Genomic DNA, 25,906 nt, shown 5'->3' with positions numbered 1-25,906 from the left:
AATAAGATGAAAGCATTGCAAATCGCAGCGAGTGGTATGGCAGCCCAGCAAATGCGGGTAGACGTTGTGTCTAACAACCTCGCGAACATGTCGACGACTGGCTACAATACGCGCCGCGCCGAGTTCGCCGACCTTCATTATCAACAGCTTGCGCGACCGGGTACAATATCTGCCCAAAATGGGGCCATGCTGCCAACAGGGGTGCAGTTAGGTCTTGGTGTTCGGGCGTCTTCGGTTTCGATTGTTCTTGCCCAAGGATCACTGTCGGCAACCGGGGGGGATCTTGATGTCGCAATTGAAGGGAAGGGGTATCTTGAGGTGACGCTACCTTCGGGTGCAACAGCCTATACGCGGGATGGCGGGTTGAAACGTACAGGTGATGGGCTGATCGTTAACGCCGAAGGGTACCAAGTAAATCCAGGCATCACAATTCCCTCTGACGCGACCAGCGTATCGATCAATGCTGACGGCGAAGTTTACGCCTATTTCAATAATCAGGTGCAACCGCAATTGTTGGGGCAGTTTTCGCTGACGGGTTTCACAAATGACAAGGGTTTGGAGGCGATGGGCTCAAACCTTTTCTTAGAGTCTCCGGCTTCGGGGCCCCCTTTGCAGGGAACGGCAAGTCAAGATGGTTTAGGCACTCTACGCCAAGGGTATCTCGAGGAAAGCTCGGTTGATGCGGTAAGAGAAGTTACCGAGCTGATCAAGGCGCAGAGAGGTTATGAGTTGAACGCCAAGGTCATCACCGCGGCTGATCAAATGTTGTCAGCAACGACGCAGTTGCGCTGATGCTTAGGGTTATTGCAGCGTTAATGATTTGGGCAACTCCAATGGCGGCTGACAGTCTGACCGCGACGCGCGTCATTCGTGCAAAGACGCTGCTTTCGGTGGCTGATGTTACGGTGATTGCAGCCACTATTCCCGGCGCCTTGGTTGCCCCAGCCGATGCAATTGGATTGGAGGCGAGGGTGACGCTGTACCCAGGGCGCCCAATTCGGAGCGCGGATGTTGGCCCACCTGCAGTGGTGGAGAGAAACCAGATTGTAACTTTGATTTATAGCCTCGGCGGTTTGGGAATAACCACCGAAGGGCGGGCTCTTGGTCGCGGCAGCATGGGCGATGTGATCGGTGTTATGAATTTGTCATCTCGTAAAACAGTTGTGGGGCAGTTGGCTAAAGACGGCTCGGTATATGTAGGGCCCACCCCTTAGAGGATAGGAATTAATGCGAATTTTGATGTTAGCTTTGCTATGTGTACCGGGCTGTTCAAAGCTGAGCGAGGTAGGAAAAGAACCCTCTTTTTCGCCGGTCGAGGGCAGCTACCAACACCATGCGATGTATACGACAGCAATGCCTGAATTCGCGGAACCGTCAGGCCCTACAGAAGCGTCCTCGCTTTGGACTGCGAAAAGCGGCTCTTTGTTTGGCGACCGGCGCGCCGGACAAAGTGGGGATATATTAACTGTTGTAATTGAGATTGATGACAAGGCAGAAATTTCCAATTCATCCGGCAGAAGCCGGAGTGGATCACAGTCGATGGCAGTCCCGTCTTTGTTTGGTATTCCTCAACGGCTGAACGAAAAATTGCCTGACGGGGCTAGCATGGATGATGCTGTGTCTACGTCGTCTGATTCAGCGTTTGCAGGCCAAGGTTCTGTGAAACGAAACGAGAAGTTAACGCTGCGGGTTGCTGCAACCGTTGTCGAAGAGTTGCCGAATGGCGTTTTGCGTATTGAAGGACAACAGGAGGTTCGAGTGAATTTTGAGCTTAGAGAATTGATCGTAACGGGCTACGTTCGGCCGGCGGATATTTCGCGGCAGAATGAAATCACATATGATCGGATTGCGGGCGCGCGCATATCATACGGTGGCCGTGGTCAGATATCTGATGTGCAGCAGCCGCGATACGGCCAACAAATCGCCGAAACCATATTGCCGTTCTGATAGCCATGAAAGCAATATTTCTCCCGATTATACTTGTGGTTTTGGGCCTCGCAGTGGGCGTTGGCGGCGGCATATCCTTAAGGCCGACAGCTGAGCGCTCTGATGCGGAAGTTGCCGAAGCTGTTGAGGCGCCAATTCTCACGGAGTTTTTGAAGTTAAACAACCAGTTTGTCGTACCCGTTGTCGAACATGGGCGCGTGACATCTATGGTCATAATGTCCCTTAGCCTTGAGGTGACTATCGGCACCACCGAAAGCATTTATGCACGAGAACCGAAATTGCGCGACGCCATGCTGCAAGTGATGTTTGATCACGCGAATGCTGGTGGATTCAATGGTGTGTTTACAGAGGGTGCAAACTTGGTATTTTTGAGGAAAGCTCTTTTAGAAGTATCCCAAAAAATTATAGGGAACGACGTTAGGGATGTGCTAATCTCTGACATATCACGGCAAGATAGCTAAATGCATTGGGGTCGCATTCTTTGCCCGTTCCGTCATTCGCGGCAATTCTGATCTGCCTCCCAGACTAGGAGCAGTAACTTGCGGAGCATTGGGTTTGTCTGTCTTTCCTGCCCTATCATGCTGCTCATGATATCAGAAACAATCTATCCCGATGGGGGGCCACTTTAGTGGGGGCATTCAAAGCCGCGCCTTTGGGGCTTGGCCAGCACAGTTTTATCCCCAAAGAGTGAGGGCTGGATCGTGCTGGCCGACTGTATCAAGCATATTAGCGGGCCTGGCGTCTAGTCGCGCAGCAACTCGTTGATCGAGGTTTTGGAGAGTGTCTTGGCATCCACCTTTTTCACAATCACGGCGCAGTACAGGTTTATACCTTTTTTGGACGGCATCGACCCTGCGACGACAACCGACCCGGCGGGCACTTCGCCATACATCACTGCACCGGTTTCGCGGTCAACGATCTTGGTGGATTGGCCGATAAATACGCCCATCCCCAAAACCGAGCCTTCACGGACAATACAGCCTTCAACAACCTCGGACCGTGCGCCGATAAAGCAGTTATCTTCGATAATTGTCGGGCCGGCTTGCATCGGTTCCAAAACACCGCCAATGCCGACGCCGCCCGAAAGATGCACGTTTTTGCCGATTTGGGCGCAGGAGCCAACTGTGGCCCAGCCGTCAACCATCGAGCCTTCATCCACATACGCGCCGATATTCACGAAAGACGGCATCAAAACCACGCCCTTGCCGATAAACGCCGACCGCCGCACGATTGACCCCGGTACGGCACGAAAGCCAGCGATGCGCCAATCAGCCTCGGTCCAGCCTTGGAATTTCGATGGCACTTTGTCCCACCAATTCGTGCCACCGTTGGAGCCCGAAATCTCATACATATCGGTCAAACGGAATGACAGCAGCACGGCCTTTTTGGCCCATTGGTTCACATGCCAATCCGCCCCGCGTTTTTCGGCAACCCGCAACGTACCGCTATCCAGCGCGGTCAAAGTTGCTTCAATCGCATCACGGGCCTCGCCTTTGGTGGCGGGGGTGATGGTGTCGCGCGCTTCCCATGCGGCTTCGATCGCGGTCTCAAGGGCGGCATTGCTCATGTCATATTCCTTTGCGGTGGTCAGGCTTGCCCCAAGCCTATAGACGTTGGGAACACGTCACGCAATTGCAGACCACGGCCAGACCAAGGAAACACTATGAAAGACGACAGCCGCAAACACCCGTTTCGTGACAGCCAACAAGATGTGCAGGCTGCGCGTCACATTCCGGATACGCCGCAAACACGGGCACCCGCGTATCGGCTTGCGTTCAACGACAATGATTTCATGTGTCGTGAAGAGTTGCGGCCGGTTCGCTTGCAGCTTGAATTGCTAAAGCCGCAGCTGGTGATGGACGAACGTGGGATCGAAAGCACGATCGTGCTGTTTGGCGGTGCGCGCATCCCTGACCCGGCGCATAAAGACAAGGCGGGCACGAAAACGCTGGCCGATCTGTCAAAATATTACACCGAAGCGCAGAAATTTGCCTACATTATGACCGAACGGTCGATGGCCGCCTATGGCCGTGAGAATGTGATCGTGACGGGGGGCGGGCCTGGTGTGATGGAGGCGGGCAACCGTGGCGCGGATGAGGCAGGGGGCCAAAGCATCGGTCTGAACATCGTGCTGCCGCATGAACAGGCGCCGAATGAATATGTCACGCCGGATCTGAGCTTTAATTTCCACTATTTCGCGATCCGCAAAATGCATTTCCTGATGCGTGCGGCGGCGATCTGTGTGTTTCCGGGTGGTTTTGGTACGCTGGATGAGATGTTTGAGACCCTGACCTTAATTCAGACGGGGCGGATGAAAGCCGTGCCATTCCTGTTGTTTGGCAAGGAATTTTGGGAAAAGATCATCAATTGGGAGGCTCTGGCCGATGCTGGTACGATCTCGGCGAATGATTTAAAGCTGTTTCGGTTTGTTGAAACCGCCGAGGAGGCGGTTGCGGTTATTGACGGGTGGCCGACGTAATGGGGGCACTCAGGCTTGGACAATGCTGCGCTATGGCGGTAACACAGTTCCTATTATCAACTGAAAAGGCCATTCGCCGGTGACACATCCAACCCGTCCTGACATTCGCCGCCCGCTAACCCTTCGCGATGTTTCCGAAGCCTCTGGCGTATCGGAAATGACCGTCAGCCGTGTGCTGCGCAGCCGGGGTGATGTGTCGGCTGCCACGCGCGAACGGGTTTTGGCAGCGGCGCGGCAGTTGGGCTACGTACCCAATAAAATTGCGGGCGCATTGGCGAGCCAGCGCGTAAACCTTGTCGCGGTGATTATCCCATCTTTGTCGAACATGGTTTATCCCGAAGTGATGACTGGAATTAGTGCCGTTCTGGAAGATACTGGCCTGCAACCGGTTGTTGGCGTTACACATTATTTGCCCGAGCGCGAAGAATCGGTGTTGTATGAGATGCTGTCATGGCGGCCCTCTGGGGTTATTCTGGCGGGGCTAGAACATTCTGATGCGGCGCGTGCCATGTTGGGTAACGCGGGCATTCCGATTGTCGAAATTATGGATGTAGATGGCGAGCCTGTGGATTCGGTCGTCGGCATTTCGCACCGCCGCGCTGGGCGGAAGATGGCCGAGGCGATTTTGGCTGCGGGTTATAAAAAAATCGGGTTTTTGGGAACGATGATGCCTTATGATCACCGCGCGAAAAAGCGGTTGGAGGGGCTAGAGGAAGGCCTTGCGGATGCCGGTATCAGCCTTGTCGACCGCGAGTTTTATTCTGGTGGCTCGGCTTTGTTAAAAGGCCGCGAGATGACAGAAGCTATTTTGGCGCGCAGCCCTGATTTGGATTTCCTTTATTATTCCAATGACATGATTGGCGCGGGTGGGTTGCTCTATTGCCTTGAGAAAGGCATCGACGTGCCAAATGCGCTGGGCCTTGCAGGGTTTAACGGGGTAGAGCTGCTGGACGGTTTGCCGCGGCGTTTGGCCACGATGGATGCCTGCCGTTTGGAAATTGGCCGGACAGCAGCCGAGATTATTGCAGGGCTGCATCCCGGTGGTTTGGTGGGTGGTGAGAGGGTAGAGCTGTCACCGACCATAGATTTGGGTGATACAATTCGACGTTAAGATTTGGCCGACGTTAAGATTTGGCCGACGTTAAGGCCTGCCGCCGGCGCAAGCGGGGGGCTGTTTGCCCCCCGACACAGTTTTGGCAGGGCCAAAACCGTTCCCCCCCGAGGATATTTTGAAACAGATGGTGGGGCTCAAGCCAGAAGGGTTGTGGCTGAGGCGCCTGTGATCTGGGCCGTGATGATTTGGCCTTCGGGATAATCGGTGGCGAATTGAACCTCGGTGAACTGTTCGGTGCGGCCCATGCGGGGGCTTTCCATTAGAATGTGGTGCGTTTTGCCGATTTGGGCGGCAAGGTGGTGTTGTAGCGCCGCATCGCCCATAGCGCGCAGACGTGCAGCACGGGATTTAACCTCGGGGCCCTTTACGGCGGGCATGCGGGCAGCGGGCGTACCCTTACGGGCGCTGTAAGGGAAGACGTGCAGGAAAGTCAGATCGCAATCTGTGACCAATTTTAGCGAATTTGCGAACATTTCTTCGGTCTCGGTCGGGAAACCTGCGATGATATCAGCGCCAAAGATCATGTCAGGGCGAAGTTTGCGGGCTTCTTCGCAAAATGCAATCGCGTCGTCGCGCAGGTGGCGGCGTTTCATGCGTTTCAGAATCATGTCATCACCGGCCTGAAGGCTCAGGTGCAGATGCGGCATAAGGCGGGGTTCTGTGGCGATGGCCTGCATCAGGTTTTCATCGGCCTCGATCGAGTCGATCGAGCTGATGCGCAGCCGAGCGAGGTCGGGAATCAGACGCAAGATGCGCATAACCAGATCGCCAAGACGCGGGGTTGCGGGCAGGTCTGCGCCCCAAGAGGTAAGATCGACGCCGGTTAGGACGATCTCGGAAAAACCCTTATCTACCAGACGCTTGATCTGTTCAATCACGACGCCAGCGGGGACCGAGCGGGAATTTCCGCGCCCGTAGGGGATGATGCAAAACGTGCATCGGTGGTCGCAGCCGTTTTGTACCTGCACATAGGCGCGGTGGCGGCCAAAGCCGTCGATCAGGTGGCCCGCCGTTTCGCGTACTGACATGATGTCATCGACCATGACCTTTTCGGTATCTCCGATAAGGTCGGGCGCGCGCAGGGTGGCCCAGGTCTCGGGCTGCATCTTTTCGGTGTTGCCGATAACGCGCGTCACTTCGGGCATGGCGGCAAAGGTTTCGGGTTCGGTTTGAGCCGCGCATCCTGTGACGATGACTGCTGCGCCGGGGTTTTCGCGGGCAAGTTTGCGAATCTCTTGCTTGGCCTTGCGCACCGCCTCGGCCGTGACGGCACAGGTGTTGACCACAACTGCGCCAGACAGGCCCGCCGACGCGGCCAATTCTTTCATGGCTTCGGTTTCATAGGCGTTCAACCGGCAGCCGAGGGTAGAGAAAATGGGGGCTGTCATTTATTTGCCGCCAGAAATTCGGGTGACAGGACGCCGTCGAACACATAGGCCACCGGCCCCGTCATCCAGACGCCATCATCGCGCCAGTCGATTTCCAAGGTGCCGCCATCAACATCAAGCCGCACTTTGCGCCCCGTCAGGCCACGCAGATGCGCCGCCACGGCCACAGCACAGGCACCCGAGCCGCAGGCCAGTGTAACGCCTGCACCACGTTCCCACACGCGCATGCGCAGGTGGTCGGGGGCAACAATAGATGCAAATTCAACATTGGTTTTTTGCGGAAACAAGGTGTCGGTTTCAAACTGTGGGCCAAGCGTGGTGAGCGCCACCGCCTCTGCATCAGGCACAAAGAAGATGCAATGGGGATTGCCCATGCCAATTGCCGCCGGATCGCCGTCCAGTGGCAGGTGCAGCGGGTCAACCGCGTGTGACAGCGGAATATCGGCCCAGTCGCGTTGCGGATGCCCCATATTGACCGAGACCATGCCGTTCTGCCGCCGCGCCGACAGGCTGCCGCGCGTGGTGAACAGGCTAACGCCATCTTGTCCGGTTTGGCGCATCACCAAATCTGAAACGCAGCGTGTTGCATTGCCGCAAGCGCCCGCGCGGCTGCCATCGGAGTTCCAGAAATCCAAGGTAAAGTCAGCCCCGTCGGCATCGCGGATCTCGGCGAGCTGGTCAAAGCCCACGCCGCGATTGCGATCGCCAAGTGCGCGGGCAAGCGCAGGCGTGACGACCCCGCCGAGGCCAATGGGGCGCCCGCGCGAGTCGATTACGACGAAATCATTGCCCAGCCCGTGCATTTTTAGAAAGGCGAGGCCGCGAGAGGATGTGTTCTGTTTCATCCTGCGCATATACGCCCCCGCAAAAGTTTTTGCTAGAGAGTCGCAAATAATGCTTTTTAGCGCTTGACCCTCCGCGCTAGAGTTTCTAGTTAGCACCCAACGTGGGCCGGTAGCTCAGCTGGTAGAGCAACTGACTTTTAATCAGTAGGTCTCGGGTTCGGATCCCGACCGGCTCACCATTTTATCTTTGTGCTTCAATGGCGTAGCCAAGAAGGCAGAATAAAATGGTGCCCACCGTTACTTCTCTTTGCATCCTTGGTCATCTGTGCTTTTTGATGCAACTGTCGACTATGATAGAATCATTTTGTTCACGTCCAGAACAATGAAACTGATATCAGAGTTTCGACTTTGGCGGCGTTGTTGACGATACATCGCGCAAGGTGACTGTTGAACGCGTTGGGTGATTGCGACCGTCTTTGTGACACGCCCACCAACCTTATAGAGTGTTGAAAGAATTGGGGCGGTTGATCTCTATCAACTAAAAGATGACAGTATCGGTATACTGCTGGGCTAGGCAGGGTTTCATAATCCTGAAATGTTTAGAGGTGGAAATGACCGCGCAATCCCAGCCTGAGCAAGACATAGACACGGATGGCCGCATCGCTGCTATTCGTGGTGGTGTGGTTGACGTGGCGTTCGACGGCGTGGTGCCGCGCATTCATGATCTGCTGTATGTGGGAAAGGTCGCGCTTGAGGTGTCGGGCCTGATCGGGCATGGCATGGTGCGTGCGATGGCCTTGGCGCCGGTGCGCGGGCTGGGGCTGGGCATGGTCGTTACGGCTACGGGTGGGCCTATTAAGGTGCCCGTGGGTGACAGCGTTCTGGGCCGGATGCTGGATGTGTTCGGCGCGCCGATTGATGGCCGCCCTGCGCCGGTGGCAGTTGAACGGCGGTCCATTCACCGCGCACCGCCCAAGCTAAGCGACCGTGTGCTGCATTCGCAAATCCTTGAAACGGGGATCAAGGCCATTGACCTGCTGTCGCCCATTGAGCGCGGCGGCAAAACGGGCCTGTTTGGCGGCGCGGGTGTCGGTAAAACCGTGCTGATTACCGAGCTGATCAACAACACCGTGCAGCACCATAAAGGCGTCAGCCTGTTTTGCGGCATTGGCGAACGTTCGCGCGAGGCTGAGGAGCTGTACCGCGAGATGGGCGAGGCCGGTGTACGCGATAAAACCGTGATGCTGTTCGGCCAGATGAATGAGGCGCCCGGCGTGCGGTTTTTGGTGGGCAATACGGCGCTGACAATGGCCGAGTATTTTCGCGATGACAAAGGGCAGGATGTGTTGTTGCTGATCGACAATATTTTCCGCTTTGTGCAGGCGGGGTCTGAGGTGTCTGGCCTGATGGGGCGGATGCCCAGCCGCGTGGGGTATCAACCGACCTTGGCCACCGAACTGGCGGGGTTAGAAGAACGGATTACGTCAACCAAGCGTGGGGCGATTACGTCTATCCAAGCGGTCTATGTGCCAGCTGATGATTTCACCGACCCTGCGGCGGCGCATATCTTCTCGCATTTGTCGGCCTCGGTTGTGCTGTCGCGCAAACGCGCAAGCGAGGGGCTTTATCCGGCGGTGGACCCGCTTGCCTCGGCCTCGGTGATGTTGACGCCTTCAGTTGTCGGCCAGCGGCATTACGACATTGCCCGCGCCGTGCGCCGTACCTTGGCTGAATATGAAGAGCTGCGCGACATCATCGCCATGCTGGGGCTGGATGAGTTGTCATCCGCAGACCGTGCAACAGTGGCACGGGCGCGGCGGCTAGAGCGGTTTTTGACGCAACCCTTTGTGACCACAGGCTCTTTTAGCGGGGTAAAGGGTAAGATGGTGCCAATTGCCGACACATTGGACGGCTGCGAAACCATCCTTGCGCAGACGCAATTCGATTTGCCGGAAAGCGCCTATTATATGATCGGCGGGCTGTCTGACCTAAAGGCCGCGTCATGAGCATGGCATCGGAGATGACGGTCACCTTACGCCTGCCAACCAGCACTTTGTTTGACGGCAAGGCCACGCGGCTAACGGCCGTTGCGCCAAACGGGGCGTTCGGGATTTTGCCGAATCATGTGGATTTTGTCACCGCCCTTGTGCCGTCTGTGATGACCTTGCAGTTGGTCGACGGGGGCGAGGCATTTTTTGGCATCGATGAAGGGACGCTGGTTAAAAAGGGCCATTCGGTCAGCATTGCCGCGCTGCGCGGGGTGCGTGGCGATGACCTTGGCAGCCTAACGACCATGGTCGCGGCGCGGTTTATCCAGATGGATGAAGAGGAACGTCAGGCGCGGTCGGCCCTATCGCGGCTAGAGGCGGATATGGTCCGCCGCTTTGCCGAATTGAAAAGGCCGCAGTCGTGACGCCCAAACCTGATAAGCCAAGCGAAGACATTGGCCGCCACGCTGAGCGGATGCAGGCAAAGCGTGATAACCCCGGCCCAAGCCCGTTGCGCGGGATAGGGATGTTTGGCGCGGTTGGCTGGTCGATTGTCGTGCCAACTGTGGGCGGCGCGTTCTTGGGCCACTGGCTGGATCGCGTAGCCCCGCAAGGCTTTTCTTGGACCATAGCTTTGATCCTGGGCGGCGTAGTGGTGGGGGCAGTTTTAGCGGCGCAGTGGATAAATAAGGAAGGCGGCGGCAAATGATTGCGATAGATTGGACAGCCGTGATGATCGGCGCAGGAATTGGCGGCGTTGTCAGCGGGGCATTCTTTGCGGGCTTGGCGCTAGGTATGCGGTTGGCCTTGCGCAGCGCCGCAACGGTTAAGGTTCTGGCCATCAGTGCGGCATTACGGATTGCTGTGCTGCTGGCGGTTGGCTGGGCGGTGGTTGCGCTGGGCGGGCCGTGGGCGGGTCTGGGCTATGGCGTGGTCTTTGTGGCGGCACGGTTTGTCGCAACCACCTATATGCGCATTGGCCCAGCCGCAGGGGGTGCGCAATGACGCTCTCACCCGACACGATCATCATGTTCACCGTTTGGGGCATTCCCATCAACGCGACGATCTTTTTCACATGGGTTGTTATGGCGTTGCTGACCGTTTTGTCGATGCTGATCACCCGCAACCTGCGCCCCGATGTGCCGCCGAACCGCTGGCGCACGATGCTTGAGGTGATTGTCCAAGGTATTCAGGGCCAGATTGCGGAAATCACCGAAGGTCCGTCGCGCCACTTGCTCTATTACGCGGGCACGCTGTTTTTGTTCGTGGCCATTTCGAACCTGCTGCTGGTTATACCGGGGTTCGAGCCGCCAACCTCGTCGCTATCTACCACCACGGCGCTGGCGATTTCGGTGCTGATCGCGGTGCCCATGTTTGGCGTGGCCAGTCGCGGGGTGGGTGGCTATCTGAAAACCTATCTAGAGCCGTCGTTTATCATGCTGCCCTTCAACATCATTTCCGAATTTTCGCGCGGTATTTCGCTGGCGATCCGCCTTTATGGTAACATCATGAGCGGGGCCGTTATTGCCGCCATTTTGCTGGGGGTTGCGCCGTTTTTCTTTCCTGTGGTGATGGATGTACTGGGGCTGCTGACCGGCCTGATCCAAGCCTATATTTTCGCGATTTTGGCGACGGTTTACATTTCCAGCGCCATCGCCCCCAAACCTGAAAAGGACACGCTATGACCGACCTTGGCCTTATCGCCGCTATTTCCATTTTCACAGCCGGGCTAACGGTTGCCTTTGGTGCCATCGGGCCTGCCTTGGGCGAAGGGCGCGCGGCCTCGACCGCACTTACCGCGATCGCGCAGCAGCCGGATGCGGCATCAACCATTTCGCGCACCCTGTTCGTTAGCCTTGCGATGATCGAGTCTACGGCGATTTATTGCTTTGTGGTCGCGATGATCCTGATCTTTGCCAACCCGTTTTGGACTGCGGCACTTGAGGCGGCCACAACGACGGTTACGGCAACGGGCAACTAGGCCATGTCAATCGACTGGATCACCGTTGCGGCCCAAATCGCCAACTTTTTGGTGCTCGTCTGGCTGTTAAAGCGGTTTTTATACCGGCCTATTCTGGACGGCATCGATGCGCGTGAGGCCGAGATCGCCACCCGCATGGACAGCGCCGTGGCGGCCAAAGCCAAGGCCGAAGCCGTTGAGGCCGCGTTTGAGGAAAAGATGCGGGCGCTGAACGCGGCTCAATCCGAGATGGAAGAAACCGTGCGCAAGGCTGCCGAGGCGCAGCGCGATGCCTTGCTGGCCGATGCGCAGTTGCGGATGGAGCAAGAGCATACGAATTGGCAAGCCCATCAGGCCGATGAGGCGCGTAAATTTGCCGCCAGCCTGCATAGTGCAGGAGCCTCGGCCGTGTTGCAGGTGACGCGCAAGGCGCTGACCGACCTTGCAGATCAGACGCTAGAGGCGCGTATGGCGCAGCATTTGATGCAGCAGATACAGCCGATGATTGCCGATTTGGGGCGGGCTGTCGGGCAGGCGAAAACTGCAGTTTTGACCAGCCATGACCCGATGCTACCCGCCGCACAATCTGCTGTGATGACGGCTTTGCAGGCGCAATTTCCTGATGTCCAGTTGCGGTTTGAAACCGATGCGGCACAGGCCCCCGGTTTGATGTTGCGCATGGGCGGCGCGCAGGTCGCGTGGACTGTTGACAGCTATATCGACGGGCTTGACGCCTTGGTTGCCGATCAACTTGCCACCACTCAATCTGTCAGTGGCATGGACCAGAAAGCGCAACCCAAATGAGCGGTGAAACAGATCAAAGGGTTGACGGAATGCTAAGGGTGCTGATGGACAGCCCCGCCCCTGCACCAAGCCTGAGCGAGATCGGGCAAGTGGCCGAGATCGCCGATGGGATCGCCATTATAACCGGCCTTGAGCGCGCGCTATCGGATGAGCTGCTGAGCTTTGAAAGCGGCGTGCAGGGCATTGTGTTGGACCTAGAGCCGGGGCGGTTGGGGGTTGTGCTGCTGGGCGCGTCCGACCGTGTGGCCGTGGGCGAGTCCGTGATGCGGACGCAAAAGGTGGTCAGTACCAAGGTGGGTGCGGCGCTGCTTGGGCGGGTTGTTGACGCGCTGGGCGACCCGCTGGATGGCCTGGGCGTGATCAATCCCGAAGCGATGCGACCGGTTGAGGCCGAAGCGCCGAAAATCCTTGACCGCAAAGCGATTACGCGGCCCTTGGCCACAGGGATCAAGACGGTTGACGCAGCTGTGCCAGTGGGTTTGGGCCAGCGGCAACTGGTGATTGGCGACAGGCAAACGGGTAAAACCTCACTCGTCGTGGATGCGATTTTGAACCAGAAATCTACCGATGTCATTTGTATCTATTGCGCCATCGGCCAGCGCGGCGATGCGGTCGCCAAGGTGATTGGTGCGGTGCACGATGGCGGCATGACAGCCCGCACGATCATCATGTCGGCGGGGGATGAGGGGGCGGCTGGGCTGGCCTATGTGGCACCCTATGCCGCGCTGACGATGGCCGAGCATTTTGCGGCACAAGGGCGCGATGTGTTGGTGGTGCTGGATGACCTGACCCACCACGCGCGGTCCTACCGAGAGCTGTCGCTGCTGCTGCGCCGCCCACCGGGGCGCGAGGCGTTTCCCGGCGATATTTTCTATATCCACGCGCGTCTGCTGGAACGTGCGGGCCAGTTTGCCGATACGGTGGGGGGCGGCTCTATTACCGTTTTGCCGATAGTAGAGACGCAGGCCGAAAACCTGTCGGCCTATATTCCGACCAACCTGATTTCTATTACAGATGGGCAGATTTACCTGTCACCGCGACTTGTGCGCAAGAACCAGTTTCCGGCGGTTGATTTGGGGGTCTCGGTGTCGCGGGTGGGCGGCAAGGCGCAGCACCGCGCGTTCCGGTCGGTGGCGGGTAACCTGCGGGTAACCCTGTCACAGTTCGAAGAACTAGAGGATTTTGCCCGTTTCGGCACAAGGCTGGATGATGCTACACGTGCGCGGCTAACACGGGGGGCAGCGGTGCGCGCATCCCTGCGCCAAGCCGAGCGCGACCCGATTTCAGCGATTGAACAGCTGACCGTTTTGATCGCCGCGATGGAGGGCCAGTTTGACGGGCTAAGCGAGGCTGATACCTTTGCCGTGATGGCTGGCATTAGGGCCGCCGCCCGCGATCTGGCCGATATCGCCAAACAGATTGCGCAAAATGAACCGCTTGCCGATGCCGCCCGCGCGCAGATGGCTGCGATCGGGGAAAAGGCCCGCAAAGCGCTGGAGGCAGGCAATGGCGCAAACGCTTGAAACGCTGGCGCGGCGCAGCACTAGCATGAAGGGCATCCGCAGCGTTGTTCACACGATGAAAACGCTGTCGGTCATTAATGCCGCACCTTACGATCATGCTGCCCGCGCGATAGAGGCCTATCACGCCACAGTGCTGGACGGGCTGCACGCGTTTTTATCGCAGTCGGGGCCAATCCCGGTGCGTGCCAAAGACGCGCAGCGGGTGATGGTTGTGTTTGGTTCAGACCATGGTCTGTGCGGCAATTATAATGAGGCGTTGGCCGCGCATGTGGCCCAAGACATCAAGGCGGCGCATGCTGTCACCGTTCTATGTGTTGGTGCGCAGATGGAAGATGCGCTGTCCGATCAAAGGCTTGACGTCAGTAAGGCGTTCTTTCCGCCCGCGTCCGTTGATGGGATTGGTCGGCTTGCCAACCTGTTAACGCGCAAGTTGGACGTGATGCGGCGCGACAGTCAGCCGCAAGATCTGTCTGTGTCGCTTGCTTATTTCGCGCGGGATGAGGGCGGGATGCAGGCGCCGAAAACCGTGGCGCTGTTACCGCTTGATCCAGCCCTCATTGCCGATCTTCAGGCCAAACCTTGGGCCTCGCGCAGTTTGCCGCAGGTTTTTATGCCGCCGGATGATCTGTTTATGGCGCTGATCCGTGGTCATTTGTTTGCAAGCCTGTTTCGCGCCGCAGCCGAGGCTTTGGTGACGGAAAACGCGGCGCGCCTTGCGCTGATGCAGCAGGCCGAGCAATCGGTAGATGACAGGCTGGACACGCTGCAATCCGATACCCGCGCCTTACGGCAAGCCGAGATCACGACCGAGTTATTGGACGTGATTATCGGGTTTGAGGCGCTGAAAAAGGATAAGCGGCGGCAGAAAGCTGATGTGCCTGCCGCCCAAGATTGACGCCTTAGGTTTTGGAAAAAACGTATTGCGTGTGCTGGCGATAGGTCTCATTGGGGTTCAGCACCGGTTGCGCCCAATCGGGGTTATTGATGGCGTTGGGCCAAAGCTGCGGCTCTAGCGCAAAGCCGCAATAGGGGCCGTAGGTTCTGCCGCCAAGCCCCGCAACAGGCACATCAACCCGTGCAGTATCATAGATTTGTAGGCCCGGTTGATCCGTGTTGACCTGAAGCGCAAGCGCATCTGTTGCCAAAACAGCAACTTTGCGCAGCGGCTGCGGCGCGTGTGACAAGCAGACGTTTGTATCAATCGCCACCACGCTGCAAACCTCGGCCAAAGGTTTGGCACTGTGCAGATCGAACGGGGTGCCAGCGGTCTTGGCGACCTCGCCGGTCGAGGTAAGGTCAGCATCGGTCGGCAGGTAGTGGTCGGCGTCAATTTGCAAGGAATGTGTGCGAATATCGCCGCCGTTAAGGTTAAAGTAACTGTGATGCGCAAGACTGCAGAGCGTAGGCGCGTCGGTGGTGGCCTGCATTTCGAAATCCATCACGCCACCGTCTAGGAGGGACAGTGTAAGGCTAATCGTCAGTGTGCCGGGGTAGCCGGTGTCTTTGGCATGGGAGGCAAGGGTAAACGTGGCGCTGCTATCCGTATGTTCGGCTATCGTCCAGATTTGGCGCGAAATGCCGTTGCTGCCACCGTGCAGGTGGTTCGGGGCATTGTTGACTTCCAACTGATAGGTTTGACCATTCAGCATAAAGCGACCTTGGCCGATGCGATTGGCGCAGGGCCCAACGGTGGCGCCGAAATAGCCAGGATGGTCAATATATGGCGCAAATGTTTCAAACCCGAGGACCAGCGGTGTGGTGTGCCCCTCAAGCCGTAAATCACGCACCACCGTGCCATAGGTCAGCACTTGGGCGGTCAAGCCACCGCCCTGCAACGTGATTTGATGAACCGTGCGGCCATCGGCAAGCTGACCGAAGGGAATAATTTGCGCCATGTGACTGCCTTTGTGACCTAAGTGAACTTGGCCGCGATGGTGACGCTGTGGCGGCGAATTGGCAAGATGGATTGCATTTTTCGGGTCGGCTTTCGCTAACGGTTGGGGTATGGCTGCCGCATCAGGTAGGGGCGCGGGATCGTGGAACAGCAAACACCAAAAGCGCGGATTTTATGGCTGGATGTGGCGCGGGCAATCGCTGTGATCGGGATGGTGATTTACCATTTTACCTTTGATTTAGGCATGTTCGGGTTTGTCGACGCAAACACACCTGTCACCGGATTTTGGGCCATTTTTGCCCGCAGCATTGCGGGCAGCTTTCTGGCGCTGGCAGGGTTTAGCCTGTATTTATCGCATCATCGCGGCGTGAATTGGCGCGCTTTCGGCCGGCGTTTTGGCGTTTTGGTCGGTTGCGCGGCGCTGATCACTGTGGCCACCTATTATGCGATGCCCCAGCAGTTTATTTTCTTTGGCATTCTGCATTCGATCGCGCTGGCCTCATTGCTAGGGCTGGCGTTTTTGCGCCTGCCTTGGGCCGTTACGCTGCTGGTGGCGGTGGTGATTTTGGCGGTTCCGCAGCTGTACCGCGACATGGCCTTTCAGGCGCCGTGGTTGCTGTGGGTTGGTCTGGCGCCCGGCTTTCCGCAAACCATGGATTATGAACCGATGTTCCCATGGTTTGGCGCGTTTTTGCTTGGTATGGCAGCGGCGCAGTTTATGCTGCTGCGCGGCCCGTTGGCGCGCGGGCAGGCCTCACCGCTGATGGCGCGAGTTACTTGGCCGGGGCGGCATTCATTGGTAATTTACCTTGCGCATCAACCGGTTATTATCGGGCTGTTCAACGTCTATTTTTGGCTGCGTTAAACCGGCAGGTCGCGCGCATCGGCGATGGCTTCCATCGTGATGTAGGAGGTAACGGTTTCCAACTCGACCTTGGCAGTCAGGCGCTGATAGATTTGGTCAAAAGCGTTCATATCCTCGGCCACGATTTTCAGCATATAATCGTAGTCGCCTGCGATGCGGTAAAAATCAATGACATGCGGGATGTTCATCACCTCGCGGCGAAACACGGCCAGCCAGTCGCGGCTGTGATGGCGGGTGCGCACCATGACAAACACGGTCAGCCCCAGCCCGATTTGCGGCGCGTTCAGCCGCAAGGTTTGGCCCGCAATCAGCCCGCTATCTTGCAGAATTTTCAGCCGCCGCCAGCAGGCATTTTGCGACAAGCCCACCGTTTCGGCCAATTCGCGTTGCGATTGCGCGGCATCACGCTGAAGCGCGCGGAGGATGGTGCGGTCAATTTGATCTAAGGAATTAGGTTTCATGCGATCATTTGACCCAGTATTATACCTAAATTCAATATAAAAAGGTGAAGTTTACCCCGTTTGATTGACGGTATGATCGGGGATGCCTGATTTAGGAGACAGCCGATGCCCTCTGCGCTAGAAGATTTTGCCGCCAGCCTTGCCACCCCCGATGTGATTGCCCAATTGCGCGGCGGTGTTATTGGCGAAGGTGCCGAGTTTGACAGCCCGTTCGGGGTGCAAACGCTGCTCTATGCCGATTATGTTGCCTCGGGGCGCGCGCTGCGGCAGGTTGAGACTTTTGTGATGGAAAAGGTGCTGCCGTTCTATGCCAATAGCCACACCGAGGCCTCCTATTGCGGGGGGATGATGACGCGGATGCGGCGCGAGGCGCGGGCGATCATCGCGGCAGAATGCGGCGCGGATGATGGGTTTGCCATGGTCTTTGCAGGGGCAGGCGCGACTGCGGGGTTGAACCGTTTGGTGCATCTGCTGGGCGTGTCTGAGGCCGTGACGCTTGGTGAAAGCCCGCTGGTTTTACTGGGCCCGTATGAGCATCATTCCAACATCCTGCCATGGCGCGAAAGCGGTGCCGAGGTGATCGAGATTGCCGAGGCGGCAACCGGTGGCCCCGATATGGACGCGCTGGAGGCGGCACTGGTTGCCGCGCGCGGTCGGCGCATTGTGGGGGCTTTTTCGGCGGCGTCGAACGTGACGGGCATCGTGACCGACGCTGATGCCGTGACGCAGATGCTGAAAAGCCACGGCGCGTTGGCGGTATGGGACTATGCCGGTGCAGGACCCTATTTGCCGATTGATATGCGGGCCGGGACCGATGCCGAAAAGGATGCGGTCGTGGTCTCGGCGCATAAGTTTGTCGGTGGGCCGGGGACTTCGGGTGTGATGATCGTGCGCAAAGCGGCGGTGTGTTCGCGCCGGATGTTTCAGCCGGGCGGCGGGACGGTCAAGTTTGTCTCGCCTACCGCGCATGATTATAGCAGCGATATTACAACGCGCGAAGAGGCGGGTACGCCGAATGTGATAGGTGATATTCGGGCCGCATTGGTGTTTATGGTCAAGGCCGCGATTGGGCAGGCGCGAATGGATGCGCGGCACGGCGCCTTGCGCGCGCGGGCCTTGCGGGTTTGGCGCGACAACCCGAATATTGTGCTGATGGGCAATACAGATGCGCAGGCCTTGCCGATCTTTTCCTTTCGTGTGCGCGATGCGGCAAAAGGTGGCTATTTGCATCATCAACTTTTTACCCGTTTGCTGTCAGATGTTTACGGTATTCAGGCGCGGGGTGGCTGTGCCTGCGCGGGGCCTTATGCACATCGCTTGCTGGGAATAAGTGCCGCCGAATCCGACGCTATCCGTGCAGCGATTTTGCGCGGTGAAGAGATGGAAAAACCGGGATGGACGCGGTTGAACCTGTCCGTGCTGATGGATGATGCCAAGGCGGATCGGGTGATCGCGGCGGTCGATGCCTTGGCCCGCAATCCCTATCCGATGGCCGACGCCTATTGTTGCGAAGCGGCGACAGCACGGTTTCGGCCAGCGGCCTAAGGACGTATGATTAGCCGAGCCTTGGGTCTGCGATGCTGTGCAGCAGGGCGACATTGCATTCCATGGCATCGCCTGATTTTTGGATAATACCCGCATCGCGCAAGGATTGTAGTGCGCGGTTTACCTTTGGCCGACTGGCTCCCAACACCGCCGCGATGTCGGACTGGTTGATTTCCAGCAGCAAAAGCGGATTTGGTGGCAAGTCATCGCCATGAATTTGGCGCAGGGTAAACAGCAAAAACCGCGCCACCCGCGCCTCAAGTGTATAGAGCGCGAGGCTTTCAAGTTGTCCGGTGGTGTCGCGCAACATCCGGCACAGGTAATGGGTGACAGCACTGCAAAGCGAAGGTTCTTGCAGCGTGATTGCGTCGTAATCACTTTTGGGCAGCACAAATCCGGCACTGTCAATCACAGCAACGGCCTCGGCCGAGCGGGGGGCGCCGTCAAAAAGCGACAGCTCGCCAAAGATATCACCGGCCTCGGCGTGGCGCAGGACAAGTTCTTTGCCTTGCGCCGACCCAACCGCTAAACGAATTCTCCCCGAGGCCAGCGCGACCAGATAATCACCGGTGTCGCCACGTTGAAACAGCGTTGTGCCGCTGGGCCAGTGGCGGCGTTGGGCCGCATTGGCAATCTTTGTCAGAACAGGGTCATCCAGCGCTTCAAACAACCGGAATGAACGCCAAAATGGTTGGTTGGTTGGTTGGTTTGCCATGGCTGCGTTAAGGTTCCCTTACCTTGGGGCAATCTAGCTTGGCCGCCCGGTTGGGGAAAGTGGTTTGTGACGATTTCAACCGATCGAGTGGTTTGTGAAAATCAAAGTGGATAGTTGCCCGCATTTGCCTATGTGTTCCCAGCCCAAGTTGATCGGGCCAAGTTGATTAGGAAAGAACAGCTTTTGTCAGACAGCGCGCCGAAACACCAACTGCGGGTTAGGCCATAACCTCGGTCTTTTCGACCCTAACCGCCGAGAATTTGAACTCGGGGATTTTACCGTAGGGGTCTATGGCTGGGTTGGTCAGAATATTCGCCGCCGCCTCGACATAGGCAAAGGGCAAAAAGACCATATCCTCGGCCACGGCACGGTCGGCGCGGGCCATGATGACAATGCTGCCGCGCCGCGTTGACAGGCGAATATTGCCCCCCGGTTCAACGCCCAACGCACGCAGGGTTTTGGGGTGCAGAGAGCAATTTGCCTCAGGCTCTACCGCGTCCAACACCTTTGACCGGCGCGTCATTGATCCGGTGTGCCAATGTTCCAATTGCCGGCCCGTTGTCAGGATCATCGGGTATTCGGTATCGGGCACCTCGTCCGGTGCGACGACGCTGGCGGGGGTGAATTTGGCGCGGCCATTCGCACGGGGAAAGCCATCGGCAAACACGATCGATTGGCCGGGGTCGGTTTCCGACAGGCTCGGGTAGGTGACGCAGTTCTCGGCCTCTAACCTGTCCCAGCTGATGTTGTTCAGCGACGCCATGTTCAGCTTCATCTCGGCAAAGATTTGGGATGGGTGGGTATAGGTCCAGCACAATCCCAGCCGGTTTGCCAGCTCGGTTGTGATCGCCCAATCTTCACGCGCCTCTCCCGGAGGCTTTACCGCAGGGCGGCCCATTTGCACCTGACGGTTGGTGTTGGTGACGGTGCCGGATTTTTCATAAAAAGCGGCGGCGGGCAGGATGACATCGGCGTAATTGGCTGTTTCGGTTAGGAAAATATCCTGCACCACAAGGTGTTCCAGTTTTGCCAGCGCCTCACGCGCGTGGGTCACATCGGGGTCTGACATCGCCGGGTTTTCGCCGAGGATATACATGCTTTTGACCTGGCCTTCGTGGACCGCATCCAAAATTTCCGTAACCGTCATACCTGCTTCAGCGCTGAAATCATCCGAGCCCCAAACCTCGGTAAAGGCGTTGCGGATATTGTCGCTGGTCACCGTCTGGTAATCGGGCAGGAACATCGGGATCAGCCCCGCATCGGATGCGCCCTGCACGTTGTTTTGGCCGCGCAGCGGGTGAAGGCCGGCACCGGGCCGGCCAATCTGGCCCGTCATCAGCGCAAGCGAGATCAGGCAGCGGGAATTGTCGGTGCCGTGAATGTGTTGCGACACGCCCATGCCCCAGAAAATCATCGCGGCTTTGGCGGTGGCAAAGGTGCGGGCCACCTCACGCAGGGTCTGCGCGGGGATGCCACAGATGCCTTCCATCTTTTCGGGCGAAAAGTCTGCGAGATGGGCTTTTTCCGCCTCCCAGTTTTCAGTGTAGGCCGCGATATACTGTTGGTCGTAAAGTTTTTCTTCAACAATCACATGCATGATTGCATTCAGCATCGACACATCTGTGCCGGGGCGAAATTGCAGCATATGGGCGGCGTGGCGCTTCATCGCTGTACCGCGCGGGTCCATAATAATCAGCTTGCCGCCGCGTTTGGTGAACTGCTTGAAAAAGGTCGCCGCAACGGGGTGGTTCTCGGTCGGGTTGGCCCCGATCACGATCGCCACGTCGGCATTTTCAATCTCGTTAAATGTGGCCGTCACAGCACCCGAGCCAACGTTTTCCATCAGCGCTGCAACCGAGGATGCGTGGCACAAGCGCGTGCAGTGATCGACGTTATTGTGCCGGAAGGCTTGGCGGATCAGCTTTTGAAATAGATAGGCTTCCTCATTGGAACATTTGGCCGAGCCAAAACCCGCTATCGCGCGGCCACCATCGGAATCACGCAAGCGTGCCATGCCGCCTGCCGCGAAATCCAGCGCCTCATCCCATGAGGCCTCACGGAAATGGGTCATCAGATTGCCGGGGTCGACGTTCAGGCCCTTTGCCATGTTCGGCTGGCGGATCAGCGGCTTGGTCAGGCGGTGGGGGTGGTGGATGTAGTCATAGCCAAAGCGGCCCTTTACGCACAAACGCCCCTCATTCGCGGGGCCGTTGATGCCTTCGACAAACTTTACCTTGCCATCTTTGACCTTGAGGGAAACTTGGCAACCAACGCCGCAGAACGGACAGATGGATTTCACTTCCGTGTCAAAATCCTTGCTATCACCGCGTTGCTGATCGTCCAGCACGGTTGCGGGCATCAGCGCACCGGTGGGGCAGGCCTGCACGCATTCACCGCAGGCCACACAGGTACTGTCGCCCATCGGGTCGGCCATATCGAATGTGGGATAGCTGCCTTGGCCGCGCCCCGACATCCCGATCACGTCATTCACCTGCACCTCACGGCAGGCGCGGACGCACAGGCCGCAGGAAATACAAGCATCCAGGTTGACGCGCATCGCGACATGGCTGTCATCGAGCAGCGGGATGCGAGGCTTTTCCAGCTTTGGCAAGCGGCCTGCGGTTGCACCCGTGGCAGCCACCATATCGGCCATGTGGGATGAGGCGTCATGCGTCACCTCGGGCAAATCTGTCGCCAGCATTTCCACAACCATTTTGCGGGCCGCTAATGCGCGCGCAGATTGGGTATGCACAACCATGCCTGCCACAGGTTCACGGATGCAGGACGCGGCAAGCACGCGCTCGCCCTCAACCTCAACCACGCAGGCGCGGCAGTTGCCGTCGGGGCGATAGCCGGGGGCCGGTTTGTGGCACAGATGCGGGATGATCAGGCCGCGCCCGTTGGCGACGTCCCAAATTGTTTGGCCTGCATCGGCGGTGACTTCGCGGCCGTCGAGGGTGAATGTAACCGACATCAGATTTCCTCCGCGAAATGTTTCATCACCAGCTTGATCGGATTGGGCGCAGCTTGCCCGAGGCCGCAGATCGAGGCATCAAGCATTACGGCTGACAGCTCGGTCAGCAGCGCTTGGTCCCAGTGGTCGGCCTGCATCAGCTTCACGGCCTTTTCACAGCCAACACGGCAAGGCGTACATTGGCCGCAGGACTCTGATTCAAAGAATTTTAACATATTCAGCGCAGCATCCCGCGCGCGGTCTTTATGGCCCAGCACCACCACGGCAGCAGAGCCGATAAAGGTGCCATGTGCTTGCAGCGTGTCAAAATCCAGCGGGACATCGTGCATCGAGGCAGGCAAAAGCCCCGAAGACGGCCCGCCCGGCTGGAACGCTTTGAACGTATGACCCGCAGTCATGCCACCCGCGGCCTTGATGACATCGGTGATCGTCGACCCTGCGGGCAGCAAGTAAACACCCGGTTTTGCCACACGCCCAGACACGGAATAAGAGCGCAGGCCGGTGCGGCCATTATGGGTGGTGTCGCTTAAAACCTCGGGGCCTTCGCGCACGATCCGCGCCACCCATTTCAGGGTTTCGACGTTATGCACAAGGGTCGGGCGGCCAAAAATACCGACTTGGGCCACGAAAGGCGGGCGGTGGCGCGGGATGCCGCGCTTGCCCTCAATGCTTTCGATCATCGCGGATTCTTCGCCGCAGATATAAGCACCGGCACCACGCCGCAAATCGATATACCCCGGCTTTACAAGGCCCGCCTGTTCCAAAGCGGCGATTTCATGCGCCAAAATATGCAGCACGGCGGGGTATTCGTCGCGCATGTAGATAAAGCATTTTTCCGCCTCAACCGCCCAAGCGGCGATCAGCATGCCTTCCAAAAACAGATGCGGCGTGCGTTCAAGGTAGTGGCGGTCTTTGAACGTGCCGGGCTCGCCCTCATCCCCGTTCACCGCCAGATAGCGCGGGCCAGCATTGGCGCGCACAAAGCCCCATTTCTTGCCCGAGGGAAAGCCCGCACCTCCGAGGCCCCGCAGCCCCGAGGCCATGACGAGATCTTGGACAGCTTCCCAACTGCCGCCGTCGCGCAGGGCGGCCAGTTTTTTGTAACCGCCTGCGTGTTGATAGGCCGCGAGGGGTTCATAGAGCGGAATTTTGGGGTGAAAATCGCCCGCGCTGATGGCGGCTTCGATTTTTTCCGGTGTGGCGTGGTCAACGTGGTTGTGACCAATTTCCACCGTCGGCGCGGTATCACAGCGGCCCATACAAGGCGCGCGTAACACGCGCACGCGGGCAGGATCGTGGCCTTTGGTCAGCGCCTCAAACAACGCCTCGGACCCTGCCAATTCGCACGACAGGCTGTCACAGACGCGGATGGTCAGGTCGGGCGGCGACGCCTCGCCTTCGCGCACGGGGTCGAAATGGGCGTAGAACGTGGCGACTTCCCACACTTCGGCCATGGAAAGGCGCATTTCTTCGGCCAAGGCGCGTAGGTGAGCGGCAGAAAGCTGGCCATATTCATCTTGGATCAAGTGCAGGAATTCAATCAGCAAATCCCTGCGGCGCGGCCGGTCAGCCAGCAGGGCTTTGACCTGATCCCACGCTGCATCGTCCAGCTGGCGGCCCTTGGTGGCATGGCGGCCTTTGCCTTTACCCGATTTCCAAATGCCGTCTTGCGGGGCCGGTGCCATTGCCATGTCCTTTGTGTCTAGGTCTATACGCGGCGGCTCTTGCCGCGGTGGGATTGGTCGATCAGTTAGGTCAGTCTTGCAGCAGGGTGTCGCGCAGCCTGCGCCGTGCCAAAGGCTATGTTCTGTCACCTTGGCCTGTAATGCAATGGACAGACTGCGGCATTTAACCTAAGGAAAACGGCATGAACTGGGATGATGAACTTGATGCGCAGGGGCTGCTTTGCCCGCTGCCAGTGCTAAAGGCGCGCAAGCGTCTTAAGGCCATGCAGGCCGGAACAATCTTGCGCGTTTTGGCGACAGATCCGGCAGCCGTGATTGATATTCCGCATTTTTGCGCCGAATCGGGCCATGTGTTGGTGGAAGCGGGCGAAATCGGGACGGCGCAATTTTACTTGATCCGCCGCACTTAGGCGTTTGTGTGGGGCACCAAACAGGCGGGGCCTTTGCGGTGCTGTTGTTTTGCATGTGGTAGGACACGCGACGGAATTTGAATGTAGCGGCGTAGTATGTCTCACGAGCATTCTAACATCGGAGATCGAAAATGTTTCGAAAATCATTGACTGCATTGGCCACTATTGCCGCACTTTCGGCGCCATTAGCTGCACAAGCCCAACCAATGCCCGTCCCAAACCAGCCCGTCGCTGTTTCTCCGCAAGGGCCGCAGGCAGGCGCGCCGCGCGGACCGGGAGTTGAAATCTTGGTTGCAGTGGCGGCCGTCGCAGTCCTCGGCGTTGTGTTGTCGCACGGTCACTGACGCCATCACCACTAAGGTGACGTGAAAAAAGGCCACCGCGCGGTTAACGGCGCGCAGTGGCCACATCCGGCGCTACGTGTGTGCCGAACGGTTTGCGGTCATTTTATGCCTGAGCAAGCTTTGTTGCACAATTTGAAGTACATGGATGACTAGGCCCTTCACTGGACGACCTTGCGAACCGCGCCATTTGAGTGATCATCTGCCCGGACAGTCCTTGTCGGCGCTTTACCGCGTGAAATCCGTAGCCTTGATCTTGCACCGCTGATCCAGCATGCGCCCCGAGTTTTCTGGAAGGGTATTTGTTCAAATGTTACGCAGCTTTTTTGCCTGCGTTTAATGTTTCATAGAATGCCTCTCCCTTCTTCAGGCCTCTCGGTTTGCAAACACCTCTTTGGCCGCGAACAGGCCGTTCAGCGCTGCCGGAAAACCCGCATAAACGGCCATCTGCATCAGGATTTCAGTGATTTCCTCTTGTGACAGCCCGACATTCAGGCCCGCCTCTATGTGGACCTTCAGCTGCGGCGCAGCTGTGCCCATGGCAGTCAAGGCCGCAATGGTTGCAATCTCGCGATCCCGAAGCGAAAGCCCCGGTCGCGAATAGATATCCCCGAACGGAAACTCGAACAGGTAGGTTGCGAAATCCGGGGCAATTCCGGCCAAGGCATCGATCACATTTTGACCGGCTTGGCCGTCGATTTCAGCCAGTGCACGTTTTCCGCGTTCCAGCCGTGTCTCGGTGCTGGCTGTCAGGTATTCTGTCGTCATGGTGCGTCCTTTTCTCTGCTTCGACGTAGCTGTCGATTTTGGTGTCAAGGACGAGAAGGCAGGTTTGCAATGCAGCGACTTTGTTGCGGACCGTTTCACGATGCGCCTCAAGCAATGTGCGGCGCTCGGGCCCGGTCTGCGCGCCATTATCGCGCAATCGTGCATAGCGCAGCATTTCCCTGAGAGTTATTGTCAAATCTGGTGTTTGAGGCTTGTCGGTCATGCGGCGATCTGGTCTGGGGTTGTGGCTTCAATTCCGT

At 57.8% G+C, this 25,906-nt stretch carries 27 protein-coding genes, 1 tRNA gene and 1 pseudogene; 20 read left to right on the top strand and 9 right to left on the bottom strand.

Annotated elements, in window-relative coordinates:
• The first annotated feature begins 6 nt into the window (after nucleotides 1-6).
• Genes flgG through ACEN2J_RS00130 form a run of 4 tightly spaced genes read left to right on the top strand, consistent with a single transcriptional unit; the run spans nucleotide 7 to nucleotide 2,408 of the window.
• Nucleotides 7-792, top strand: coding sequence for a flagellar basal-body rod protein FlgG (flgG, locus tag ACEN2J_RS00145; RefSeq protein WP_442102274.1), 786 nt, complete (start codon nucleotides 7-9; stop codon nucleotides 790-792).
• Nucleotides 793-833: 41 nt separating this feature from the next.
• Nucleotides 834-1,214, top strand: coding sequence for a flagellar basal body P-ring formation chaperone FlgA (flgA, locus tag ACEN2J_RS00140; RefSeq protein ID WP_442102273.1), 381 nt, complete (start codon nucleotides 834-836; stop codon nucleotides 1,212-1,214).
• Nucleotides 1,215-1,227: 13 nt separating this feature from the next.
• The gene (gene flgH / locus ACEN2J_RS00135) at nucleotides 1,228-1,947 is read left to right on the top strand and encodes a flagellar basal body L-ring protein FlgH (protein WP_442102272.1); all 720 of its coding nucleotides are present in this window, start codon (nucleotides 1,228-1,230) and stop codon (nucleotides 1,945-1,947) included.
• Between the two features lie 5 nt (nucleotides 1,948-1,952).
• The gene (locus ACEN2J_RS00130) at nucleotides 1,953-2,408 is read left to right on the top strand and encodes a flagellar basal body-associated protein FliL (protein WP_442102270.1); all 456 of its coding nucleotides are present in this window, start codon (nucleotides 1,953-1,955) and stop codon (nucleotides 2,406-2,408) included.
• A 281-nt stretch (nucleotides 2,409-2,689) separates the two neighbouring features.
• Here the strand turns inward: ACEN2J_RS00130 and dapD are convergent, their stop codons facing one another.
• Entirely contained in the window at nucleotides 2,690-3,514 is an 825-nt protein-coding gene (dapD, locus tag ACEN2J_RS00125) for a 2,3,4,5-tetrahydropyridine-2,6-dicarboxylate N-succinyltransferase (RefSeq protein ID WP_442102269.1), read from the bottom strand.
• A gap of 96 nt (nucleotides 3,515-3,610) precedes the next feature.
• Here dapD and ACEN2J_RS00120 point away from each other — a divergent pair, with 96 nt between their 5' ends.
• Together ACEN2J_RS00120 and ACEN2J_RS00115 are read left to right on the top strand one after the other, a co-directional pair.
• Nucleotides 3,611-4,426, top strand: coding sequence for a TIGR00730 family Rossman fold protein (locus ACEN2J_RS00120; RefSeq protein ID WP_442102267.1), 816 nt, complete (start codon nucleotides 3,611-3,613; stop codon nucleotides 4,424-4,426).
• A 79-nt stretch (nucleotides 4,427-4,505) separates the two neighbouring features.
• Complete coding sequence (locus ACEN2J_RS00115; RefSeq protein ID WP_442102265.1) at nucleotides 4,506-5,537, top strand: LacI family DNA-binding transcriptional regulator; 1,032 nt, start codon at nucleotides 4,506-4,508, stop codon at nucleotides 5,535-5,537.
• A gap of 137 nt (nucleotides 5,538-5,674) precedes the next feature.
• On the opposite strand, the gene mtaB is transcribed toward ACEN2J_RS00115, so the two are convergent.
• Together mtaB and dapF are read right to left on the bottom strand one after the other, a co-directional pair.
• Nucleotides 5,675-6,928 (bottom strand): tRNA (N(6)-L-threonylcarbamoyladenosine(37)-C(2))-methylthiotransferase MtaB, encoded by a 1,254-nt coding sequence (gene mtaB / locus ACEN2J_RS00110; protein WP_442102264.1) that lies wholly within the window; start codon nucleotides 6,926-6,928, stop codon nucleotides 5,675-5,677.
• Entirely contained in the window at nucleotides 6,925-7,782 is an 858-nt protein-coding gene (gene dapF / locus ACEN2J_RS00105) for a diaminopimelate epimerase (RefSeq protein WP_442102262.1), read from the bottom strand. The genes mtaB and dapF overlap by 4 nt, the downstream gene beginning before the upstream one ends.
• A 94-nt stretch (nucleotides 7,783-7,876) precedes the next feature.
• Here dapF and ACEN2J_RS00100 point away from each other — a divergent pair.
• The 10 genes from ACEN2J_RS00100 to ACEN2J_RS00055 all read left to right on the top strand — a co-directional run bounded on the left by ACEN2J_RS00100 (nucleotide 7,877) and on the right by ACEN2J_RS00055 (nucleotide 14,883).
• Nucleotides 7,877-7,952 (top strand) — tRNA-Lys (locus ACEN2J_RS00100).
• Nucleotides 7,953-8,324: 372 nt separating this feature from the next.
• Complete coding sequence (gene atpD / locus ACEN2J_RS00095) at nucleotides 8,325-9,719, top strand: F0F1 ATP synthase subunit beta (RefSeq protein WP_442102260.1); 1,395 nt, start codon at nucleotides 8,325-8,327, stop codon at nucleotides 9,717-9,719.
• Nucleotides 9,716-10,126, top strand: a complete 411-nt coding sequence (locus ACEN2J_RS00090) for an ATPase (RefSeq protein ID WP_442102258.1) — start codon at nucleotides 9,716-9,718, stop codon at nucleotides 10,124-10,126. The genes atpD and ACEN2J_RS00090 overlap by 4 nt, the downstream gene beginning before the upstream one ends.
• Nucleotides 10,123-10,410: an AtpZ/AtpI family protein gene (locus ACEN2J_RS00085; protein WP_442102256.1), complete on the top strand. Its 288-nt coding sequence runs from the start codon at nucleotides 10,123-10,125 to the stop codon at nucleotides 10,408-10,410. The genes ACEN2J_RS00090 and ACEN2J_RS00085 overlap by 4 nt, the downstream gene beginning before the upstream one ends.
• Nucleotides 10,407-10,706 carry an ATP synthase subunit I gene (locus ACEN2J_RS00080; protein WP_442102255.1) on the top strand — a complete coding sequence of 100 codons (300 nt, stop codon included), beginning with the start codon at nucleotides 10,407-10,409 and terminating at the stop codon, nucleotides 10,704-10,706. The genes ACEN2J_RS00085 and ACEN2J_RS00080 overlap by 4 nt, the downstream gene beginning before the upstream one ends.
• Nucleotides 10,703-11,386, top strand: a complete 684-nt coding sequence (locus ACEN2J_RS00075) for a F0F1 ATP synthase subunit A (protein ID WP_442102254.1) — start codon at nucleotides 10,703-10,705, stop codon at nucleotides 11,384-11,386. The genes ACEN2J_RS00080 and ACEN2J_RS00075 overlap by 4 nt, the downstream gene beginning before the upstream one ends.
• Nucleotides 11,383-11,682 carry a F0F1 ATP synthase subunit C gene (locus tag ACEN2J_RS00070; RefSeq protein ID WP_442102252.1) on the top strand — a complete coding sequence of 100 codons (300 nt, stop codon included), beginning with the start codon at nucleotides 11,383-11,385 and terminating at the stop codon, nucleotides 11,680-11,682. The genes ACEN2J_RS00075 and ACEN2J_RS00070 overlap by 4 nt, the downstream gene beginning before the upstream one ends.
• 3 nt (nucleotides 11,683-11,685) lie before the next feature.
• On the top strand, nucleotides 11,686-12,465 hold the full coding sequence (locus ACEN2J_RS00065) for a F0F1 ATP synthase subunit B family protein (RefSeq protein WP_442102250.1): 780 nt from the start codon (nucleotides 11,686-11,688) through the stop codon (nucleotides 12,463-12,465).
• Complete coding sequence (locus ACEN2J_RS00060) at nucleotides 12,462-13,988, top strand: F0F1 ATP synthase subunit alpha (protein ID WP_442102249.1); 1,527 nt, start codon at nucleotides 12,462-12,464, stop codon at nucleotides 13,986-13,988. Before ACEN2J_RS00065 ends, ACEN2J_RS00060 begins: the two co-directional genes overlap by 4 nt.
• Nucleotides 13,972-14,883 carry a F0F1 ATP synthase subunit gamma gene (locus tag ACEN2J_RS00055; protein ID WP_442102247.1) on the top strand — a complete coding sequence of 304 codons (912 nt, stop codon included), beginning with the start codon at nucleotides 13,972-13,974 and terminating at the stop codon, nucleotides 14,881-14,883. The genes ACEN2J_RS00060 and ACEN2J_RS00055 overlap by 17 nt, the downstream gene beginning before the upstream one ends.
• Before the next feature lie 4 nt (nucleotides 14,884-14,887).
• Here ACEN2J_RS00055 and ACEN2J_RS00050 read toward each other — a convergent pair whose 3' ends face one another.
• Nucleotides 14,888-15,883, bottom strand: a complete 996-nt coding sequence (locus ACEN2J_RS00050) for an aldose epimerase family protein (RefSeq protein WP_442102245.1) — start codon at nucleotides 15,881-15,883, stop codon at nucleotides 14,888-14,890.
• A 141-nt stretch (nucleotides 15,884-16,024) separates the two neighbouring features.
• Between ACEN2J_RS00050 and ACEN2J_RS00045 the strand changes: the two genes are divergently transcribed.
• On the top strand, nucleotides 16,025-16,747 hold the full coding sequence (locus tag ACEN2J_RS00045) for a heparan-alpha-glucosaminide N-acetyltransferase (protein WP_442102243.1): 723 nt from the start codon (nucleotides 16,025-16,027) through the stop codon (nucleotides 16,745-16,747).
• Here the strand turns inward: ACEN2J_RS00045 and ACEN2J_RS00040 are convergent.
• Nucleotides 16,744-17,208 (bottom strand): Lrp/AsnC family transcriptional regulator, encoded by a 465-nt coding sequence (locus tag ACEN2J_RS00040; protein WP_442102242.1) that lies wholly within the window; start codon nucleotides 17,206-17,208, stop codon nucleotides 16,744-16,746. The genes ACEN2J_RS00045 and ACEN2J_RS00040 overlap by 4 nt on opposite strands.
• 105 nt (nucleotides 17,209-17,313) lie before the next feature.
• On the opposite strand from ACEN2J_RS00040, the gene ACEN2J_RS00035 reads away from it, so the two are divergent.
• Nucleotides 17,314-18,753 carry an aminotransferase class V-fold PLP-dependent enzyme gene (locus tag ACEN2J_RS00035; RefSeq protein WP_442102240.1) on the top strand — a complete coding sequence of 480 codons (1,440 nt, stop codon included), beginning with the start codon at nucleotides 17,314-17,316 and terminating at the stop codon, nucleotides 18,751-18,753.
• A gap of 10 nt (nucleotides 18,754-18,763) precedes the next feature.
• On the opposite strand, the gene ACEN2J_RS00030 is transcribed toward ACEN2J_RS00035, so the two are convergent.
• From ACEN2J_RS00030 to ACEN2J_RS00020, 3 genes are all read right to left on the bottom strand, one after another.
• Nucleotides 18,764-19,468: a Crp/Fnr family transcriptional regulator gene (locus ACEN2J_RS00030; RefSeq protein WP_442102238.1), complete on the bottom strand. Its 705-nt coding sequence runs from the start codon at nucleotides 19,466-19,468 to the stop codon at nucleotides 18,764-18,766.
• A 217-nt stretch (nucleotides 19,469-19,685) separates the two neighbouring features.
• Nucleotides 19,686-22,442 (bottom strand): formate dehydrogenase subunit alpha, encoded by a 2,757-nt coding sequence (fdhF, locus tag ACEN2J_RS00025; protein WP_442102236.1) that lies wholly within the window; start codon nucleotides 22,440-22,442, stop codon nucleotides 19,686-19,688.
• Nucleotides 22,442-24,127 carry an NAD(P)H-dependent oxidoreductase subunit E gene (locus ACEN2J_RS00020; RefSeq protein ID WP_442102234.1) on the bottom strand — a complete coding sequence of 562 codons (1,686 nt, stop codon included), beginning with the start codon at nucleotides 24,125-24,127 and terminating at the stop codon, nucleotides 22,442-22,444. The genes fdhF and ACEN2J_RS00020 overlap by 1 nt, the downstream gene beginning before the upstream one ends.
• Before the next feature lie 182 nt (nucleotides 24,128-24,309).
• Between ACEN2J_RS00020 and ACEN2J_RS00015 the strand changes: the two genes are divergently transcribed.
• Nucleotides 24,310-24,537 (top strand): sulfurtransferase TusA family protein, encoded by a 228-nt coding sequence (locus ACEN2J_RS00015; RefSeq protein WP_442102232.1) that lies wholly within the window; start codon nucleotides 24,310-24,312, stop codon nucleotides 24,535-24,537.
• 707 nt (nucleotides 24,538-25,244) lie between these two features.
• On the opposite strand, the gene ACEN2J_RS00010 is transcribed toward ACEN2J_RS00015, so the two are convergent.
• Nucleotides 25,245-25,646 carry a carboxymuconolactone decarboxylase family protein gene (locus ACEN2J_RS00010; RefSeq protein ID WP_442102230.1) on the bottom strand — a complete coding sequence of 134 codons (402 nt, stop codon included), beginning with the start codon at nucleotides 25,644-25,646 and terminating at the stop codon, nucleotides 25,245-25,247.
• Between ACEN2J_RS00010 and ACEN2J_RS00005 the strand changes: the two are divergent.
• Nucleotides 25,645-25,906, top strand: a pseudogene (locus tag ACEN2J_RS00005) (hypothetical protein); the annotation flags it as partial. The gene ACEN2J_RS00010 and the pseudogene ACEN2J_RS00005 sit on opposite strands and share 2 nt — an antisense overlap.

It is taken from the genome of Pseudorhodobacter sp. W20_MBD10_FR17 (assembly GCF_052119765.1).
Classification (GTDB): Bacteria; Pseudomonadota; Alphaproteobacteria; order Rhodobacterales; family Rhodobacteraceae; genus Pseudorhodobacter.
Note: the sequence above shows the minus strand (reverse complement) of the source record. Positions and strands in the feature narration are given on the sequence as shown.